This window comes from Streptomyces sp. NPDC102437 (assembly GCF_044765565.1).
Lineage (GTDB): Bacteria > Actinomycetota > Actinomycetes > Streptomycetales > Streptomycetaceae > Streptomyces.
Genome location: NZ_JBIWKI010000003.1, coordinates 194,218 through 211,856, shown reverse-complemented (window position 1 = coordinate 211,856; position 17,639 = coordinate 194,218). Strand labels below are relative to the sequence as shown.

The following is a 17,639-nucleotide window of genomic DNA, read 5'->3' as shown; positions in this document are numbered from 1 at the left end:
CCTCGGCGTCACAACGACGCATCCGAATCCGGCGTAGGCAGGCAGATGACACCGATCACCCGAAGGGGTTTTGTGGCGTGGCGACGGGGGTCGCCATGCCCCCGGTGGCCGCGGGCGCCGCGGTCCGGACGGGCACGGTGAGCAGCACCGCGGCGACCGGCACCATCAAGGACGTCCGCCATGTCGTGGTGCTGACGCAGGAGAACCGCAGTTTCGACCACTACTTCGGCAGACTCAAGGGCGTGCACCCCAACGCCTACCGCGCGACGGTGCCGTGGCAGTACACCGTGGACGCGGGCGGCACCGCCACGGACTTCTTCAGCATCGGTACGGGCAACGGCGACGGCCAGTACGACCTCACCATCACCGGACCCAACAGATTCCTGCGCCGGTTCACCGGCGACGCCACCGCCGCGGGCAAGTCGTGTGAGGTGGCGGCCTGTTACGTGAACGCGCCGGACACCGGCAAGCCCGCCCTGTGGTTCACCTTCACCAACACCTCGGCGAGCGCCGTCACATTCACCGTGACGTCCGGGCGGTACCGCGGCGACGGCCCCTGGACCTACACCGTCCCGGCCGGCGGGAGCAAGGAGGACTACTGCAACGCGGTGGCGCTGGCCGAGGGCTGGTACGACTTCACGATCAGGATCGGCGGCGACACCTCCTGGTCGCGGCGGTACACCGGACACATCGAGACCGGCGCGGCGAGCGTCAGCGGCTGAGACTGAAGGCGCGCGAATGCCGGGGTGGCCGGATCAGGCCACCCCGGCATCCGTGTGAACCGTGTGTGCCGCGTGTACCGGGCGTCAGCCCGAGAAGACGGTGTCGTACTGATCGGGAATCACACTGCCATCACCACGGAGCACGGGCCGGGAGGTCCCATCCGACGCGGTGTAGCCGGTGGTGGCACACGGGTAGACGCCGTTCATCCGACCCTTCGGCCGGATGAACATGGGGTTGACCAGCCATTTGCCGTCCGCGTCGTCGTAGGAACGGCACATCAGCTCGGCCTTGTTGCGGTTGAGGGCCAGCCGCAGACCGGTCGCGTCACGGAGCATCGACACGTCCGTGTCGGAGTCCCCGGCGGCGAACACCGGCCGCATCGAGGGGGCCTGCACCCGGGAGGCGGCCGCACCGCGCACGCCGAAGATCTCCTTGTTGATCCAGCAGCGTTTGCCGTCGATGTAGGTGATCTGCGAGTCGTCGCCGGGGCGCGCGGTGCCGCAGGCGCTCAGATGCGAGGTGTAGCGGCCCCGCTCGGTGGTGGACCGGATCCCGATCACGTTCCCGGGCGCGACATCGACACCCCGGGCCCAGACGTCGACCACGGGCTGCGGCGAAGCGGAGACGATCCAGACGTCGAATCCGGCCCGGCGCAGTGTGCGGATCAGGTCGCGCTGCTGCTCGTAGTAGCGGACGTAACCGGTGGCGTCGGTGCTACTGCCGACCTGCTGGGTGGCGCCCACGGGGGCGGCCAGGTTCTCGGCGCGCGCCGCGGCGGCGAAGGAACGCACCTGGGCGGCCGTCCAGCCATGGGTGAGCTGTGCCAGCCAGGCGTACGAGGGTTCCATCGCGCGTCGGTCGTACCCGGCGAAGGCGTCCTGCCCCGAGGTGGTGGTGGCCTCGCTGTAGACCGAGAGGATCTCGTCGGCGCAGGCCGTGTCGGTCGCGGTCGGCAGGGTGCGGTCGCGGCCGGTGCCGTCCGGGCAGGCGGCGCGCAGCGAAGCGGCCGCCGAATCCGTGAGGTAGCGGCTGGTGGTGCGCCAGTCGCCGTGCTCGGGCTGCCGGATCCGGGAGTTGCGCAGCAGCCAGAACATGGTTGCGTCGCCGACATCGTTCTTGATGACGGTGTTGTCCCAGTCGAAGACCGCCACCGGCGCGGCACGGCCGTCGCGGTGGAGCGGTGAGCAGCTCCCGTAACGGTCGACGAGCCGCTGGATACGGGCCTGGTTGGCCCCGTACCAGCCAGTTGACACGGTCAGCTGTGGACAGGGACGGCCGGACCCCGGACGGTCGTGGGCTTCGGCGGGTGCGGGGAGGGTGGTGAGGGCAGCCGTCAGCGCGAGCGCGGTGACGGCGAGCCGCGCGGCGGAGCGCCGGGCGAACCGGAGTGCGGGACGGAGTACGGGCACGCTGGGGACACTCCTGTGGTGTGAGCGGTCTCCGCGGACGGGGGACGGGACGGGGGCGGGGTGCCCCGTCCCGCGTCCGCACCGGCCTAGGGTCTTTCGTTTGGATCAGGCCGGATCAGGGAGCGGGGTCCGGTGCCGTGCATCGCAAGGCTGAGGAGGGAGTCGGACGGGGTCTCCCCTGCTCGAGCGGGGCCGAGAGCTTGGGGAAGGCGCGTCGGCGACCGACGACAACGCGGCGAGGCGGGGCACCGGGGCACGCGAGCCGGGCGTCCTAGAGCGGTGTGACGTAGGCGCCGGTGAGCCCGCCGTCGACCAGGAAGTCGGTGGCGTTGACGAAGGAGGAGTCGTCGCTGGCCAGGAACGCCACGGCGGCCGCCATCTCGCCGGGTTCGGCGAACCGGCCGACCGGGATGTGCACCAGCCTGCGGGCGGCCCGCTCCGGGTCCTTGGCGAACAGCTCCTGCAGGAGCGGGGTGTTGACCGGGCCTGGGCACAGCGCGTTGACCCGGATGCCCTCCCGCGCGAACTGCACACCGAGTTCACGCGACATGGCCAGCACGCCGCCCTTGGAGGCGGTGTACGAGATCTGAGAGGTGGCGGCGCCCATCCGGGCCACGAAGGAGGCCGTGTTGATGATGGAGCCCTTGCCCTGGCGCCGCATGTACGGGATGGCCGCCTTGCAGCACAGGTACACGGAGGTGAGGTTGACCTCCTGCACCCGCCGCCAGGCTTCGAGGCCGGTCTCCAGGATCGAGTCGTCCTCGGGCGGCGAGATCCCCGCGTTGTTGAACGCGATGTCGACCGAGCCGTACGTGTCGAAGGCGGCCTTGAAAAGGGCCTCGACCTGCTCGGCGTCCGTGACGTCGGTACGTACGAAGAGGCCGTCGACCTCCTCGGCGGCGGCCTTGCCGCTCGCCTCGTCCACATCGGCGCAGACCACATGCGCGCCCTCGGCGGCCAGTCGCCGGACGGTGGCCAGTCCGATGCCGCTCCCGGCTCCGGTGACAACGGCGGTGCGGCCGACCAGGCGGCGGCAGACAGCGGTGGTGTCGGTCATGGTGCTCAGGCCTCCGTGCTGATGAAGATGTTCTTGGTTTCGGTGAAGGCGGCGAGTGCGTCGGGGCCGAGCTCGCGGCCCAGTCCGGACTGTTTGTAACCGCCGAAGGGGGTGGCGTAGCGGACGCTGGAGTGCGAGTTGACCGAGAGGTTCCCGGCCCGCAGCCCTTGGCCGACCCGCAGGGCACGGGCCACGTCACGTGTCCAGACCGAACCGGCCAGACCGTACTCCGTGGCGTTCGCCAGCCGTACGGCGTCCGCCTCGTCGTCGAACGGCAGCACCACGGCGACCGGCCCGAAGACCTCGTCCACGGCGACCGGGGCATCCGGGGACACCCCGGCGAGGACGGTCGGCGGGTACCAGAACCCGGGTCCGTCGGGCGCCGAGCCCAGGATCGTCCGTACGCCGTCGGGCAGGATGTCCACGAACCCGCTCACGCGATCGCGCTGGACGGCCGAGATCAGCGGACCCATCTGGGTCTTCTCGTCCGAGGGGTCGCCGACCACCACCGCGGCGACGGCCGGTGCCAGCAGGTCGAGGAAGCGGTCGTGGACCGAGCGCTCGACCAGGATGCGGGTCCGGGCGCAGCAGTCCTGGCCCGCGTTGTCCAGGAAGGACATCGGGGCGGCGGCCGCCGCGGCCTCCAGGTCGGCGTCGGCGAAGACGACGTTGGGGCTCTTGCCGCCGAGCTCCAGGGTGAGGCGCTTCACGCGTTCGGCGCAGCGGGTCATGATGTGCTTGCCGGTCCGGGTGGAGCCGGTGAAGACGATCTTGGCCACGCCGGGGTGGTCCACCAGGGCGCCGCCGGCCACCGGCCCCTCGCCCGGCAGCACCTGGAACAGTCCGCCGGGCAGCCCGGCCTCCAGGGCCAGTTCGGCCAGGCGCAGCGCGGTCAGCGGGGTGGTCTCGGCGGGCTTGAGCAGGACGGCGTTGCCGGCGGCGAGCGCCGGGGCCGCACCCCAGGCGGCGATCGGCATCGGGAAGTTCCAGGGGGCGATGACCCCGATGACTCCGAGCGGTTCCAGGAGCGTGAAGTCGATGCCGCCGGCGACCGGGATCTGCCGGCCCAGCAGGCGTTCGACGCCGCCCGCGCAGTAGTCGAGGAGGTCGCGGACATTGCCCGCCTCCCAGCGGGCGTTGCCGATGGTGTGTCCGGCCTCCCGGACCTCCAGCAGGGCCAGTTCCTCGATGTGTTCGTCGATGGTGGCGGCGAACCGGCGCAGCAGCCGGGCGCGGTCGGCGGGGGCCGCCGCGGCCCAGACGCGCTGGGCGGTGGCGGCGCGGGCGACGGCCGCGTCGACATCGGCGGCGGTGGCGGTCGGGACGGTGGCGATGACCTCGGCGGTGGCCGGGTTCAGGACGTCCAGGCTGTGCGGTGCTGACTGGTGGGACACGTACGGGCCTCGATCGGGGGTGAGGGACGTGAAGGGCGGTGAGGGTGCGAGGGGAAGTGCGGGACGGGACGGAGGTCACAGGCGCTCGAAGGAGCGGCGCAGCTCCCAGTCGGTCACGGCGGCGTCGTAGGCGGCGAGTTCGACACGCGCCATGTTGAGATAGTGCGCGACGACCTCCTCGCCGAACGCCTCCTTGGCGATGGGGCTGGCCTCCCACAGGTCGGCGGCCTCGCGCAGGGAGGTCGGCACCTGCTCGTACTCGGAGGTGTAGGCGTTGCCCGTGCAGACCTCCGGCAGCGCCAGCTCGTGCTCCACGCCGTACAGCCCAGCGGCGACCAGTCCGGCGGTGGCGAGGTACGGATTGACGTCCCCGCCGGGCAGCCGGTTCTCGAAGCGGCGGGAGCGGCCGTGGCCGACCACGCGCAGGGAGCAGGTGCGGTTGTCGTGGCCCCAGGCGACGGCGGTCGGCGCGAAGGAGCCGGGCTGGAACCGCTTGTAGGAGTTGATGTTCGGTGCGTACAGCAGGGAGAAGTCACGCAGGGCGGCGAGCTGCCCGGCGAGGAAGTGCCGCATCAGGCGGGACATGCCGTCCGGGCCGTGACCCGCCATCGCGTTGTCACCGTTGTCGTCGGTGAGCGAGAGGTGGATGTGACAGGAGTTGCCCTCGCGCTCGTCGTACTTGGCCATGAAGGTGAGCGAGACGCCCTCCTGCGCGGCGATCTCCTTGGCGCCCGTCTTGTAGATCGCGTGCTGGTCGCAGGTGACCAGCGCCTCGTCGTAGCGGAAGGCGATCTCGTGCTGACCGAGGTTGCACTCGCCCTTGGCCGACTCGACGGTCAGCCCGGCCGCCTGCATCTCGTTGCGGATGCGGCGCAGCAGGGGTTCGACGCGGCCGGTGCCGAGGATGGAGTAGTCGATGTTGTACTGATTGGCCGGGGTCAGCCCGCGGTAGCCGCGGTCCCAGGCCTGCTCGTAGGTGTCCTTGAAGACGATGAACTCCAGCTCCGTGCCCACCTGGGCGCGGTAGCCGAGGCCGGCCAGCCGGTCCAGCTGCCGGCGCAGCACCTGGCGCGGGGCGGCGACGACCGGGCCGCCGTCGTTCCAGGCGAGGTCGGCGACGAGCATTGCGGTGCCCTCGTGCCAGGGCAGCAGGCGCAGCGTTTCGAGGTCCGGGACCATCGCGAAGTCGCCGTAGCCCCGTTCCCAGGAGGACATGGCGTAGCCGTCGACGGTGTTCATGTCGGTGTCGACGGCCAGCAGATAGTTGCAGCCCTCGGTACCGTGCTCCAGAACCTCGTCGAGGAAGAAACCGGCGGCGAACCGCTTGCCCTGGAGCCGGCCCTGCATATCGGGAAAGGCCAGGACGACGGTGTCGATGGCCCCGTTCGCGACGAGCGAGCGCAGCTCCTCGACGGCGAGCGGGGGTTTGCGGTCTGCCACGGGATTCCTCCTTGGGTGCACCGAGATCCATAAGGTATGACAGGAAACCATTGCTTGGGAAGAGGGTTCGCAGGTGGCGGCGAATCCTCGCCGAGGAGGCGCCCACCTCGCCTGGACACCAGCAAGGCGCATACGTGTAACCACTGCTTGACGCACGCCCCTTGTGTTTCACCTGGCGTTCCATAAAGGTGTGCCAGTGAACCTTTGAGCGCGAACCATTGCCTTCGAATCACTGCCTTCGAAACCTTTGCCCGCGAACGTTTGCCCACGAACTCTGACGCGCCCTTTCGCCTGCCACGCCTCGACGCAGCGCCGTCGACACACATCTGGAGCGCCCCATGGCCCAGGGAACCGACACACCCACCAGCCCACCCGGCGGCAAGGCCGGCGCGGTGACCGGCGAGGACGAGTACCTGCACCGCCGTACGCTGCGCCGGGGCAGCGCGGGCTGGCTCCTGCTGACCGGACTCGGCGTCGCCTACGTGGTGTCCGGCGACTACTCCGGCTGGAACATCGGCCTGTCCAAGGGCGGATTCGGCGGGCTCGCCGCGGCCACCGTGCTGATGGGCCTGATGTACGCGTGCCTCGTCTTCGCGCTGGCCGAACTCTCCGCCATCCTGCCCACCGCGGGCGGCGGTTACGGCTTCGCGCGACGCGCCCTGGGTACCTGGGGCGGCTTCCTGACCGGTACGGCCATTCTCATCGAGTACATCCTCGCCCCCGCCGCCATCTCGCTGTTCATCGGTGACTACGTCGAATCCCTCGGCCTGTTCGGGCTCACCTCCGGCTGGCCCGTCTACCTCGCCTGCTTCGCGGTCTTCATCGGGATCCACCTCTGGGGTGTCGGCGAGGCGCTCCGGTTCAGCCTGATCGTGACCGCCGTCGCCGTGGCCGCCCTCCTGATCTTCGCCATCGGCGCGTTCACCGATTTCGACGCCGACCGCCTCAACGACATCCCGGTGGACACCGATGCGCTCGGCTCCTCGTCCTGGCTGCCCTTCGGACTGCTCGGCATCTGGGCCGCCTTCCCCTTCGGCATGTGGTTCTTCCTGGGTGTCGAGGGAGTGCCGCTTGCCGCCGAGGAGGCCAAGGACCCGGTCAGGTCGATGCCGAGGGCGCTGGCCATCTCGCTGACCGTGCTGGTGGGCCTCGCGGTGCTCACCTTCCTCTCCGCCACCGGCGCACAGGGCGCCAAGGCCATTCAGGAGGCGGGCAACCCGCTCGTGGTCGCGCTGGAGGGCAAGGGCGGCCCCACCGGCCTGAGCCGCTTCGTCAACTACGCGGGCCTGGCGGGCCTGGTGGCCTCGTTCTTCTCGCTGATCTTCGCCGGCTCCCGCCAGCTGTTCGCGCTCTCCCGGGCCGGCTACCTGCCGCGCTTCCTCTCGCTGACCAACCGTCGCAAGTCCCCTTACCTCGGCCTGCTGATCCCCGGCGCGATCGGCTTCACGCTGGCCGCCTGGATCGGCAACGGCGGCCGGATGCTGAACGTCGCCGTCTTCGGCGCCACCATCAGCTACGCGTTGATGGCGCTCTCCCACATCGTGCTGCGCCGGCGCGAACCGCACCTCGAACGGCCCTACCGGACGCCTGGCGGCGCGTTCACCTCGTCCGTGGCCTTCGTGCTGGCATGCTCGGCCCTGGTGGCGACCTTCCTGGTGGACCGGGACGCAGCGTTCATCGCGCTCGGCGTGTACGTGGTGGCGCTGGCCTACTTCGCCTTGTACAGCCGTCACCGCCTCGTCGCGAGCGCCCCGGAGGAGGAGTTCGCCGCACTGGCGGCGGCCGAGGCCGAACTGTCCCGGGACTGAACAGGACCTGGGAACAAGGGCGTCGCGAACGCGCCCGCACCGCCGCCGCCGCCGCACCCGTACGCGGCAGCGGCGGCACCACGAGCGAACAGGGAACCAACCGGAGGAGGCGGCCATGACCCGGCCCGTCATCGGTATCAGCACCTATCAGGAACCGGCCCGGTGGGGTGTCTGGGACACGCAGGCCGTCCTGCTGCCCGCCGTCTACCCGCGCCTGGTGCGGGCGGCCGGCGGCCTGGCGGTGATGCTGCCCCCCGACGACACCGCCGAGGCGGCCCGGGAGGCCGTGGCGGCACTGGACGGTGTGGTGATCGCGGGCGGCGCCGATGTCGAACCGCACCGGTACGGCGAGTCGCCCGACCCGCGCACCGGTCCGCCGGCACGTGAACGCGACGCGTGGGAAATCGCGCTGATCGAGGCGGCGATCGACCGGCGCGTCCCGCTGCTCGGCATCTGCCGGGGCATGCAACTGCTCAACGTCGCGCTCGGCGGCACACTGCACCAGCACCTGGACGGGCACACCGGCGGTCCCGGCGTCTTCTGCGAACACCCCGTCACTCCCGTTCCCGGCACGGCGTACGCGGCGGCCGTCGCGGAACCGGACGTGGTGCCCGCCTACCACCACCAGACCGTGGACCGCCTGGGAACCGGCCTCGTCGCGAGCGCTCACGCACCCGACGGCACCGTGGAGGCCGTCGAACTCACCGGCCACGAGAGTCTGGTGCTGGGGGTCCAGTGGCATCCCGAGATGGGCCAGGACACCCGGGTCATGGCTGCACTCGTGGACGCGGCGGCCCGGCGTCGCGCTGCCACATCCGTACCCTGACAGTTCGTCGGCGGCGGGACCGCTGGTTCGGCGGTGACGGGTGAGTCCGTTCGCTCTCTTGTCACCGCCCTTTGCCTGCACATAAGTTGGGCGCTTGCGACGTGTCCTACTGTCAGTGGGGGAGCCAAGCCATGGCCGCGAACGGACGGCACCGCAGATATCAGCCCAGCCGGATCAACCGTGCCTCGCTCACGGTCACCGCGGGCGGTGCGGGCCTCGCGCTCCCGCTCATCGCGGCAGCCTCGGCGGGCGCCGCGTCGACGGACGTGTGGGAGAAGGTCGCCGCCTGCGAGTCGACCGGCGACTGGCACATCAACAGCGGCAACGGCTACTTCGGCGGACTGCAGTTCACCCGGTCCACCTGGGCGGCGTACGGAGGTACGGTCTACGCCCCGCGCGCCGATCTGGCCACCCGGGACGAGCAGATCTCCATCGCCGAGAAGGTGCTCGACGCGCAGGGACCCGGCGCGTGGCCGGGCTGCTCGACGAAGGCCGGGCTGACCAGCGGCGGGGACCCCGTCGACATCAACCCGCAGTCGCAGCGCACCGGTCATGTGAAGGCTCCGGACCGGACCGCCCCGGGCAGGACCGTTTCCGGCAAGTCCACGGCGAAACGGACCTCCGCCCCCGCCACGCCGACCACCGTGCCCGGCAAGCGCGAGTCGTACACCGTGGCACGTGGCGACTCGCTCTCCGCGATCGCGGCGACCGAGCGCCTCCGGGGCGGCTGGCAGCACCTCTACGCGCAGAACCGCGAGGTCGTGGGGGACGACCCCGACCTCATCCTGCCCGGGCAGCGCCTGAGCCTGGACCCGGCCCGGTCGCCGAGGACGGGCCCAGCCGCGCAGGCGAAGCCGAAGGCCGAGCCGAAGCCCCGGAAGTCCACCGCACCGCAGCGGTCGGCAGCCCCGGAGCGCCCGAAGGCGAAGGCCCAGGACCGGGCCGCCGAACCGAAACAGCAAGCGGCCGCCTCCCGGCACCGGACGGCGAAGCCCAGCCCGACCACCGCAACACCCAAGCCGCACCACAGCACCGCGAAGCCGAAGCCCCAGCCGAAGAAGACCGAGAGCCACCGGCCGAAGCCGCGCGCGGAGCAGCACGCCGGTCTCGTCGCCCCCGTCGCGGCCGGCATCGGCACCCCGTACCACCAGTCCGGCTCCTGGGCCAGCGGCTACCACACCGGGGTCGACTTCCCCGTCCCGACCGGTACGTCGATCAGGGCGGTGGCCTCCGGTACGGTCGTCTCGGCGGGCTGGGGCGGGGCGTACGGCTACCAGGTCGTCATCCGGCACAACGACGGCAAGTACAGCCAGTACGCGCACCTGTCCGCGCTGCACGTGCGCGAGGGCCGCCACGTCTCGGCGGGCCAGCGGATCGCGCGCTCGGGCTCCACCGGGAACGTCACGGGCCCGCACCTGCACTTCGAGATCCGCACCGGCCCCGGCTACGGATCGGACATCGACCCGCTGGACTACCTCAGGGCGGGCGGCGTCAGGGTCTGAACGGCCCCCAGGGATTCGGTCCCGTCACCGGGTTCGGCAGGGCCCGCTGACGAGCGGCTCTGCTCCTCGGTGCCGGGGTACGGCGACAAACCGAACGTCACCCGGCCCAGACACTCCAGCGGCATCAGCACCGACAGCGGACGCGGTGCGGAGAACGTGCCCCGGACCGCCTCGGCGGTCCCGGCGGGCGCCGAAGGGCCGACTGAAGCGGCAGGCTCTGCCGGTACGGGCCCGGTGAGCACCGCGGTCCCCGGTGCGTGGGCCGGGCGGACCGGTTCCGCCGCGGGTTCCGCCGCCCCCGCGGCACCGGCTCCCGCTTCCGCGCTCGCCACGTCCGCAGCGTCCGGGAGCGCGCCGTCCGCCGTCTGCGCGGCCCGGTTCTCCGTGTCCAGCCGTTCCGTCGTGAGCAGGATCAGGCCGCCCGCCGCAACCACCGCACAGGCCAGCGCGAGCATGGTCCCGGTCGTGCCGTACCGGAACCGCTCGCCGAACATCGTGAGGCCGACGACCGCCGCTATCACCGGGTTCACCACGGTCACCGTCGCCAGCGGTGCGGTCAGTCCGGCACCCCGGTAAGCGGCCTGGGAGAGCAGCAGTCCGGTGGCCGCGAAACCGGCGATCGCCAGCAGCGCCGGCAGCCCTTCCGTCACCGCGCCGGACTTCCACCCCACCGCCACCGTCTTCACGAAGACCGAGGCGATCCCGAACGCGATGCCCGCCGCACCGGCCAGGATCACGCTCCGTACCACAGGCCGGTGCGTGCCCGTGGAGACCAGGGCGAGCAGCGCGACCGCGCCGAGCGTCACACCGGCGACGATCAGCTGATCCCGGCCGTTCAGGGCGTGCGACCCGGCGTTCCCCGTGAGCGCGAGCAGGCCCGCCAGCCCGACGGCTGTCATGATCGCGCCCCGCCACGCGGTGGCCCCCGCCCGGCGGCGTACGAAGAGTGCCGCCATCGGCAGGGCGAAGACGATGGTCAGCGCACCGAGCGGCTGGACGAGACTGAGCGGACCGTAGGCCAGCGCCACGACATGGAGCACCGCGCCCCCGCCGTTCAGCGCCACGGCGGCCCACCAGACCCGGTTGCGAAGCGGTGCCAGCGAGTGGCCGTCGCCGGTCGCCACGCGCTCCTGGACGATCGCCCCGGCCGCGTAGGCGACCGCGGAGACCAGTGACAGCACCACGGACAGCGCAAGGGAACTCATGTACACCACGATGTCTCTTCGACGCGGCTGCGTCGTCGTCCTTGAGACGGCGATTCGGCGTACTGCCTCAGTAGTACGGCCGTGGTCCCAGTGTCCTCCTCCGGAGGGTAGTTCTCCCTCGGAGGGCTTAGAGTCCTCACCCCGCAGGGTTACGGCGAACGCCGGGAGGGAGCACGTGCGATGGACGGGTCCGCAGTGGCCTCGGTGGGCGGATTCTTCGCGCTGCGCACCACCGCGCCACCCGACGGAGCACATGTTCCACTGGCACGGCTGTACGCGGGGGAGCAGGCCCCGCTCACGGACCGGATCGACACGGTCGCAGCCCGGCTGGGCACCTCCGAGCGCAGAGTGGCCGCCTCGATCGCGCACCTGGGACTGGCCTCCCGGCTCTGGTCGGTCGTACTCGGACCGGCCGTGCTCACCGGCAGCTTCCCCGCCCTCGCGCCCGATGCCCTCCACTGGGACCCGCGGCACCCGGCCCCCGACGACCTGCGGCTGGACGGCACCGGGTCACTGCCCGGCACCGCCTGCCGGATTCGCGAAGCCGTTCAGTACGGCCACCTCGTACCCCTGGCCGAGGCGGTCCACCGGGACGGTCCCCTGTCCGACCGGCTGCTGTGGGGCAACGCCGGGTCCGCCCTGGCCGGAGCCCTGCGCCAGCTCCTCGCCTGGGCACGTACGCACCGCCGCCCCGACGCGGCGGCGCGGGCCCGCGCACTGGCCGCCGAGCTCTTCGACCACCCGGACCTCCGGGACACCGGCGCCCCGCACGACGCGGCATTCCAGCGACGCAGCTGCTGCCTGTACTACCGCACACCGGCCGGTGGCCTGTGCGGGGACTGCGTCTTCGAGCGCGGCTGAACCACCGCCGCCCCCGGAGAGCGGCCGGCCCGGCACACCCCGCGACGGCTCCGCCTGGCTCGTCGCCGAACGGGGCACGGTGCTCCGGCGGTACTGCGAGACCGGCGAGGGCGAGGACGAACTGCTGACGCTGGGCGAGCTGTTGCCGTTCGAAAGGGCGCGCCGCGCCGAGCTCGGCCTGAACTCCGAATGGGACCCGGCGCAGGAGTCCGACGAGGACGAGGAGGACTGGAGGACGGCCGCGTTCGACCTCGCACCGGAGCTGGCGAGGGCCCTCGGCGTCAGCCCGCTCGACATCGGGCCGGACACCCGCGCACGCGGCACCGGCGTTGTCGCCCTGACCCCCTACGGCGTGGCCCGGTCCGTGCCGACGGGCGCCTACCGCATCCGAGGGCCTGGCATGGTCGTGGGGCGGGCGGCGTCCCGCCCGCCCCACAGCTCAGCTGCTCAGCTGCTCAGTTCGAACTCGGCCCGGATGCGCTTGCCCACCGGCACCCGCTCAGCGGTCAGCCGGTCGCACAGCGCCACCACGATCTCCATGCCGTGACCGCCGGGGCGCGTCGGGTCGGGCGAGTAGAACAGCGGCAGGGCGGTGCTGGAGTCGTACACCGTGACGCTGACGCGCTCCGCGGTGCCCTCCAGCTCCAGCAGGTAGGGGCCCTGGCTGTACCGGTCGGCGTTGGTGACCAGCTCGCTCACCGCCAGCAGCAGATCGCTGCGGGTGTGCTCACCGAACACCGCCAGCCACTCGGCGGCCAGCCGGACCAGGAAACGATCGGCCAGCGCCCGCGCCTGTGCGATGCAGCCGGGCTCGCCGTCGAACACCTCGGCGCTGTGCAGAACCTCCGTGGACCGGTCCGGGCAGGGGCAGCCGGCCGGTCGCGAGGTGACCTGTTCGTTCATGTGCTCCAGCCAGGGCGACGCAGGGGTGTTCGGTGACAGCTTCTCGCCGTCCGCCTACCCGCGACGAACGGTCCCACTCCGGGAAGAATCCGGCGGATCTCAGCCATGGCCGGGCCGCCCGGCTGCGGTGTCTGCCACGAGCGGTTCCGCCGCGGAGCTCGCGGGCGCGGCGGCGACCGGCAGTGTGAAACGGATCCGGGTGCCTTCGGGGGTCTCCTCGTCCAGCCGGATCCGGCCCCCGTGGAACTCCACGATCTTCCGGCAGATCGCCAGGCCGATGCCTGTCCCCTCGTACTCGTCCCTGCCGTGCAGACGCTGGAAGATGACGAACACCTTCTGCGTGAACTCCGGGGCGATGCCGATGCCGTTGTCCGACACGCACAGGTGCCAGTCCTCGCCCTCCCGGACGCAGCCGACCGTGATCCGGCACGGCACGTCGGCGCGGGCCCGGTCGCGCGCCGCATCGAGATGGGCTTGCTGGGTCCGGTACAGCCGCCGCAGCGTGGCGAACTCGGTGTTGCTCCGCCGGATCGGGGCGGAGGACTCGGAGGCCGGACCGTCTCGGCGGACCGCGGCGATCAGCGGCTCGGCGTGCCGGCCGCGCCACTCCCGCGCGGCAGCGGCGATCCGGTCGAGGTCGTCGGCGAAGGGCTGCTCGTTCCCGATGAGCGCGCGGACCCGGGCCAGCCGGAGGCTCTCGTCCCGCCTCCCCTCCTCGTAGGGCCGGAGGAAGGCCGAATCACCGAAGGAGGCGTCGGGCGGCCGGCGGCCGCGCGCATCCGTATCGCATGCGCGCGAACGCGGGCGTGGAGTCGCGTGGTCACGCCACATGTCACGCGAACGGAGCAGCGTCCGGTGCATGGCAGACTTGATCGGGGCGTTCGGCCCGGCAGGAGCAGGTACGGCGGTCGGCGCCACGAGAGACGGACGGCAGAGGAACGGCAATGACGGTGACAGAGGACAGCCCGGGGCTCGCTCCCGGAACTGAGGGGTTCGGTCCCGGTATCGACCCGGAGCGGCTGGCCGTCTGCCTGAGCGTGCTCGACGAACTCGACACCATCGAGATCGACCACCCCGACGCCATCGCCGTGCGCCGTGCCACGGCCGGTATCTACCGGACGGTGAAGCAGCGCCGCCGCCAGGAGCGCCGCGCTGCCAAGACCGCGCACGACAAGGCGGTCACCGAGGCCACCGCGACCGGCTCGGCAGACCGGATCGACGACGAGACGCAGGGCGTCCTGCCGTCCTCGTCCGCCCGCGCCGAGATCGCGGGAGTGCTCCAGCGGCCCCGCTCCTGCTACATCTGCAAGACCCGTTACGTCGAGGTGGACGCCTTCTACCACCAGCTCTGCCAGCCGTGCGCGAAGGAGAACCGCGCGCGCCGCGACGCCCGCACCGACCTCACCGGCCGCCGTGCGCTGCTGACCGGCGGCCGGGCGAAGATCGGCATGTACATCGCGCTGCGGCTGCTGCGCGACGGGGCGCACACCACCATCACCACCCGCTTCCCCAATGACGCGATCCGCCGCTTCAAGGCGATGCCGGACAGCGGCGAGTGGATCCACCGGCTGAAGATCGTCGGCATCGACCTGCGCGACCCCGCCCAGGTCGTCGCGCTCGCCGACTCGGTCGCAGCCGAGGGCCCGCTGGACATTCTGATCAACAACGCGGCGCAGACGGTGCGCCGCTCCGCCAACGCGTACAGCGAACTGGTCAACGCCGAGTCGGCGCCGCTCCCGGCGGGCGAGCTGCCCGCCGCCGAGGTCATCGGCACCTTCGGCAGCGGCACCGTCGACCGGGTCGCGGCCCTGCCGGCCGCCCGCAAGGAGGGTCTGAGCGCGCAGGACGTGACCGAGCTCGCGCTGGTCACCGGCTCCGCGTCGCTGGAGCGGATCGCCGCCGGGACGGCGATCGACGCCGGCGGACTGGTGCCCGACCTGCACGACACCAACAGCTGGATCCAGACCGTCGAGGAGGTCGAGCCGATCGAGCTGCTGGAAGTCCAGCTCTGCAACTCCACCGCCCCGTTCATCCTGATCAGCCGGCTCCGTCCGGCGATGGCGGCGACGGCCGCCAAGCGCGCCTACGTGGTCAACGTCTCCGCGATGGAGGGCGTGTTCAGCCGCGGCTACAAGGGCGCGGGCCACCCGCACACCAACATGGCCAAGGCCGCCCTGAACATGCTCACCCGGACCAGCGCCCAGGAGATGTTCGAGAAGGACGGCATCCTGATGACCGCCGTCGACACCGGCTGGATCACCGACGAGCGTCCGCACCCCGACAAGATCCGTCTCGCCGAGGAGGGCTTCCACGCCCCGCTCGACCTGGTCGACGGCGCCGCTCGCGTCTACGACCCGATCGTGCGCGGCGAGGACGGCGAGGACCTGTACGGCTGCTTCCTCAAGGACTACGCACCCGCCAACTGGTAGTCGCACGGTGACGCATCGTGCGTGAGCCGGGCCAGGCCCGGTCGGGATTCGCTCCCGACCGGGCCTTTTGTGTTTTCGGTGGCTGAAAGTGACCTAGAGCACACGTTCCATCGAGCGCGAAGGCGCTCATTTGGTTACCCTGATGTGAACGGACGTAATCGAGGAGTCCACAAACCTTCCTCGACCGTCCCGGGACAGGCTTTCAACCAAGTCGCCGTCCCGCCCTGTACCCGGCGCCACCGCGACCGAACCGTTCTTGCCCCTGCCCACCACGGGCAGCCGATCCCCGGTAATGAGGCCGGAACGTCGGCGATGCCCGGGGCTATGCGACACAAAGGAGTGCGCGGTGACGACACCGGAAATGACGAAGCACGAGAAGCGCCCGGCCGAACGACACGGAGAACGGACCGGCAAGCCCGAGAAGCTCCGGAACATCGAGGTCTGGGCCAGGTCCGCGCCGATCCGGCTGGCCGGCTACGAGGACGACCTCGCCGAGCCGCACATCCTGCCGGGCATCGACTGACCCCGCTTCCCCCGGCGCCATCACACCCGAGCTCCGGACCGCATCGCGCGGTCCGGAGCTCGGCCCGTGGGGTGTGCGCCGTTCACCGGGCCGCCCGCGCCACGGCCGCCCCGGGGCTTTCAGGACCGCCGGGCCGGGCCGGTCCGGGTCGGGCCGAGCGAGACCGGGGGCATGAACTCCCGCACATGGGTCCGGTGCCACCAGCGCCCTGTGGCCCGCAGCTCCCGCCAGGTGGTGTACCGGTAGTGGTACACCCTGGCGCGGACATGCGTCGGAGGGGCATCGGGGAACGGGTTGTGACGCAGCAGCCGCAGGGTGTCCCGGTCGTTCTCCAGCAGCCGCTCCACGAACGGGCCGAACCACGGATGGGCGTAAGCGGGGGAGAGCGCCGCGAACCACATCAGCCAGTCCAGCCGCAGATGGTAGGGGGCGAACTGGCGGGGCATCCGGCGCGGATCGCCCGGTTTGCCGCGGAAACCGTACTCCCGCCAGACGGTGCCGTCGTGGAGCTCCGGCTCGTCCGTGCCCTCGACCACCACCTCCAGCCGGACCCGGCTGATGCTGCCGAACGCGCCGTAGGTGTTGACCAGGTGCAAGGGGTCGAACGAGCGATTCATCACCTGACGGCGGGAGACCAGATTGCGCGCCGGGCGGTAGCTGAGGAACACGACCAGCGCGGTCACCGCGAAGACGACGATCTCGTACCAGAGCGGCGGCGCGGACTGGGCGGGCGGCGCGGTGAACAGGGACCAGTCGACGGCGGACAGGGCCAGGGTGATCGTCACCCAGTTCAGCCAGGCGAAGTTCCCCGATACGACCAGCCACAGCTGGGTGATGATCATCAGCCCCGCTGCGGCGCTCGCCACCGGCTGCGGAGTGAAGAGGAGCACCGGAACCAGGAGCTGGGTGACATGGTTGGCCGCGACCTCGGCCCGGTGGACGGGTTTGGGCAGCCGGTGGAAGAACCAGCTCAGCGGCCCCGGCATCGGCTGGGTCTCGTGGTGGAAGTACAGACACGTCAGCTTGCGCCAGCACTCGTCGCCGCGGATCTTGATCAGCCCGGCACCGAACTCCACCCGGAACAGGACCCAGCGCAGCAGCCACAGCACCAGCACCGGGGGAGCGGTGTGCGCGTTGCCAAGGAAGACGGCGAGGAAGCCGGTCTCCAGCAGCAGCGACTCCCAGCCGAAGCCGTACCAGGTCTGGCCGACCTGGACGATCGAGAGGTACAGCGCCCAGGGCAGCGCCCAGAGCAGCATCGCCGCCCAGAGCGGAACGTAGGAGTCCGCGCCCACGAGCAGAGCGGCGGCCAGCGCGCAGCCGGTCCAGGCGACGAGCGCGAAGAAGCGGTCGGAGTAGTGGAGCCGGAAGAGCCCGGGGCCGTCGCGCCAGTCGGTGCGGCGCAGGAAATCGGGCACCGGCAGCATGCCCCGTTCGCCGATCAGTGCCCGGAACTGGAGCGCGGCGGTGAGGAACGCGAACAGGTAGACAGCGGCCAGCGCCCGCTGGAAGATCAGTCGGCTGAGCCAGTACCCGTCTGCGGTGAACCACTCCATCAC

The 17,639-nt window shown here is 71.3% G+C and carries 16 protein-coding genes; 8 read left to right on the top strand and 8 right to left on the bottom strand.

What is annotated here, in order from left to right:
* Positions 1–77: 77 nt before the first annotated feature.
* Positions 78–722, top strand: a complete 645-nt coding sequence (locus tag ACIRJP_RS05980; RefSeq protein WP_404168594.1) for a phospholipase domain-containing protein — start codon at positions 78–80, stop codon at positions 720–722.
* 84 nt (positions 723–806) lie between these two features.
* On the opposite strand, the gene ACIRJP_RS05975 is transcribed toward ACIRJP_RS05980, so the two are convergent.
* The 4 genes from ACIRJP_RS05975 to ACIRJP_RS05960 form a co-directional block, all read right to left on the bottom strand.
* On the bottom strand, positions 807–2,132 hold the full coding sequence (locus tag ACIRJP_RS05975) for an HAD family hydrolase (RefSeq protein ID WP_404168591.1): 1,326 nt from the start codon (positions 2,130–2,132) through the stop codon (positions 807–809).
* Positions 2,133–2,403: 271 nt separating this feature from the next.
* Positions 2,404–3,189, bottom strand: a complete 786-nt coding sequence (locus tag ACIRJP_RS05970; RefSeq protein ID WP_404168588.1) for a 3-oxoacyl-ACP reductase — start codon at positions 3,187–3,189, stop codon at positions 2,404–2,406.
* 5 nt (positions 3,190–3,194) lie between these two features.
* The gene (locus ACIRJP_RS05965) at positions 3,195–4,583 is read right to left on the bottom strand and encodes an aldehyde dehydrogenase family protein (RefSeq protein WP_404168585.1); all 1,389 of its coding nucleotides are present in this window, start codon (positions 4,581–4,583) and stop codon (positions 3,195–3,197) included.
* A 75-nt stretch (positions 4,584–4,658) separates the two neighbouring features.
* Positions 4,659–6,023: a glutamine synthetase family protein gene (locus ACIRJP_RS05960; protein WP_404168582.1), complete on the bottom strand. Its 1,365-nt coding sequence runs from the start codon at positions 6,021–6,023 to the stop codon at positions 4,659–4,661.
* 338 nt (positions 6,024–6,361) lie between these two features.
* Here ACIRJP_RS05960 and eat point away from each other — a divergent pair, with 338 nt between their 5' ends.
* From eat to ACIRJP_RS05945, 3 genes are all read left to right on the top strand, one after another.
* Entirely contained in the window at positions 6,362–7,831 is a 1,470-nt protein-coding gene (gene eat, locus ACIRJP_RS05955; RefSeq protein ID WP_404168579.1) for an ethanolamine permease, read from the top strand.
* A 115-nt stretch (positions 7,832–7,946) separates the two neighbouring features.
* Entirely contained in the window at positions 7,947–8,657 is a 711-nt protein-coding gene (locus tag ACIRJP_RS05950; RefSeq protein WP_404168576.1) for a gamma-glutamyl-gamma-aminobutyrate hydrolase family protein, read from the top strand.
* Positions 8,658–8,788: 131 nt separating this feature from the next.
* Complete coding sequence (locus tag ACIRJP_RS05945; protein WP_404168574.1) at positions 8,789–10,159, top strand: peptidoglycan DD-metalloendopeptidase family protein; 1,371 nt, start codon at positions 8,789–8,791, stop codon at positions 10,157–10,159.
* Here the strand turns inward: ACIRJP_RS05945 and ACIRJP_RS05940 are convergent.
* Positions 10,129–11,364: a DMT family transporter gene (locus tag ACIRJP_RS05940; RefSeq protein ID WP_404168571.1), complete on the bottom strand. Its 1,236-nt coding sequence runs from the start codon at positions 11,362–11,364 to the stop codon at positions 10,129–10,131. The genes ACIRJP_RS05945 and ACIRJP_RS05940 overlap by 31 nt on opposite strands.
* A 180-nt stretch (positions 11,365–11,544) precedes the next feature.
* On the opposite strand from ACIRJP_RS05940, the gene ACIRJP_RS05935 reads away from it, so the two are divergent.
* Together ACIRJP_RS05935 and ACIRJP_RS05930 are read left to right on the top strand one after the other, a co-directional pair.
* On the top strand, positions 11,545–12,225 hold the full coding sequence (locus ACIRJP_RS05935; RefSeq protein WP_404168568.1) for a (2Fe-2S)-binding protein: 681 nt from the start codon (positions 11,545–11,547) through the stop codon (positions 12,223–12,225).
* Entirely contained in the window at positions 12,188–12,772 is a 585-nt protein-coding gene (locus tag ACIRJP_RS05930; RefSeq protein ID WP_404168987.1) for a hypothetical protein, read from the top strand. The genes ACIRJP_RS05935 and ACIRJP_RS05930 overlap by 38 nt, the downstream gene beginning before the upstream one ends.
* Here the strand turns inward: ACIRJP_RS05930 and ACIRJP_RS05925 are convergent.
* Together ACIRJP_RS05925 and ACIRJP_RS05920 are read right to left on the bottom strand one after the other, a co-directional pair.
* Complete coding sequence (locus ACIRJP_RS05925) at positions 12,673–13,128, bottom strand: ATP-binding protein (protein WP_266430109.1); 456 nt, start codon at positions 13,126–13,128, stop codon at positions 12,673–12,675. The two genes, ACIRJP_RS05930 and ACIRJP_RS05925, sit on opposite strands and share 100 nt — an antisense overlap.
* Positions 13,129–13,227: 99 nt before the next feature.
* Positions 13,228–13,989: an ATP-binding protein gene (locus ACIRJP_RS05920; protein WP_404168563.1), complete on the bottom strand. Its 762-nt coding sequence runs from the start codon at positions 13,987–13,989 to the stop codon at positions 13,228–13,230.
* An 83-nt stretch (positions 13,990–14,072) separates the two neighbouring features.
* On the opposite strand from ACIRJP_RS05920, the gene ACIRJP_RS05915 reads away from it, so the two are divergent.
* Together ACIRJP_RS05915 and ACIRJP_RS05910 are read left to right on the top strand one after the other, a co-directional pair.
* Entirely contained in the window at positions 14,073–15,557 is a 1,485-nt protein-coding gene (locus ACIRJP_RS05915; protein WP_404168560.1) for an SDR family NAD(P)-dependent oxidoreductase, read from the top strand.
* Between the two features lie 346 nt (positions 15,558–15,903).
* Positions 15,904–16,080 (top strand): hypothetical protein, encoded by a 177-nt coding sequence (locus ACIRJP_RS05910; RefSeq protein WP_383716666.1) that lies wholly within the window; start codon positions 15,904–15,906, stop codon positions 16,078–16,080.
* Between the two features lie 119 nt (positions 16,081–16,199).
* Here ACIRJP_RS05910 and ACIRJP_RS05905 read toward each other — a convergent pair whose 3' ends face one another.
* Positions 16,200–17,636 (bottom strand): lipase maturation factor family protein, encoded by a 1,437-nt coding sequence (locus ACIRJP_RS05905; protein WP_404168557.1) that lies wholly within the window; start codon positions 17,634–17,636, stop codon positions 16,200–16,202.
* Positions 17,637–17,639: the final 3 nt, after the last annotated feature.

What these genes read in the sequence shown, in the direction of transcription:
- ACIRJP_RS05905 (WP_404168557.1), bottom strand. Translation starts at nt 17,636, where the DNA reads ATGGAGTGGTTCACCGCAGACGGGTACTGGCTCAGCCGACTGATCTTC.
- ACIRJP_RS05935 (WP_404168568.1), top strand. Translation starts at nt 11,545, where the DNA reads ATGGACGGGTCCGCAGTGGCCTCGGTGGGCGGATTCTTCGCGCTGCGC.
- ACIRJP_RS05925 (WP_266430109.1), bottom strand. Translation starts at nt 13,128, where the DNA reads ATGAACGAACAGGTCACCTCGCGACCGGCCGGCTGCCCCTGCCCGGAC.
- ACIRJP_RS05950 (WP_404168576.1), top strand. Translation starts at nt 7,947, where the DNA reads ATGACCCGGCCCGTCATCGGTATCAGCACCTATCAGGAACCGGCCCGG.
- ACIRJP_RS05970 (WP_404168588.1), bottom strand. Translation starts at nt 3,189, where the DNA reads ATGACCGACACCACCGCTGTCTGCCGCCGCCTGGTCGGCCGCACCGCC.
- ACIRJP_RS05920 (WP_404168563.1), bottom strand. Translation starts at nt 13,989, where the DNA reads ATGCACCGGACGCTGCTCCGTTCGCGTGACATGTGGCGTGACCACGCG.
- ACIRJP_RS05915 (WP_404168560.1), top strand. Translation starts at nt 14,073, where the DNA reads ATGACGGTGACAGAGGACAGCCCGGGGCTCGCTCCCGGAACTGAGGGG.
- eat (WP_404168579.1), top strand. Translation starts at nt 6,362, where the DNA reads ATGGCCCAGGGAACCGACACACCCACCAGCCCACCCGGCGGCAAGGCC.
- ACIRJP_RS05940 (WP_404168571.1), bottom strand. Translation starts at nt 11,364, where the DNA reads ATGAGTTCCCTTGCGCTGTCCGTGGTGCTGTCACTGGTCTCCGCGGTC.
- ACIRJP_RS05945 (WP_404168574.1), top strand. Translation starts at nt 8,789, where the DNA reads ATGGCCGCGAACGGACGGCACCGCAGATATCAGCCCAGCCGGATCAAC.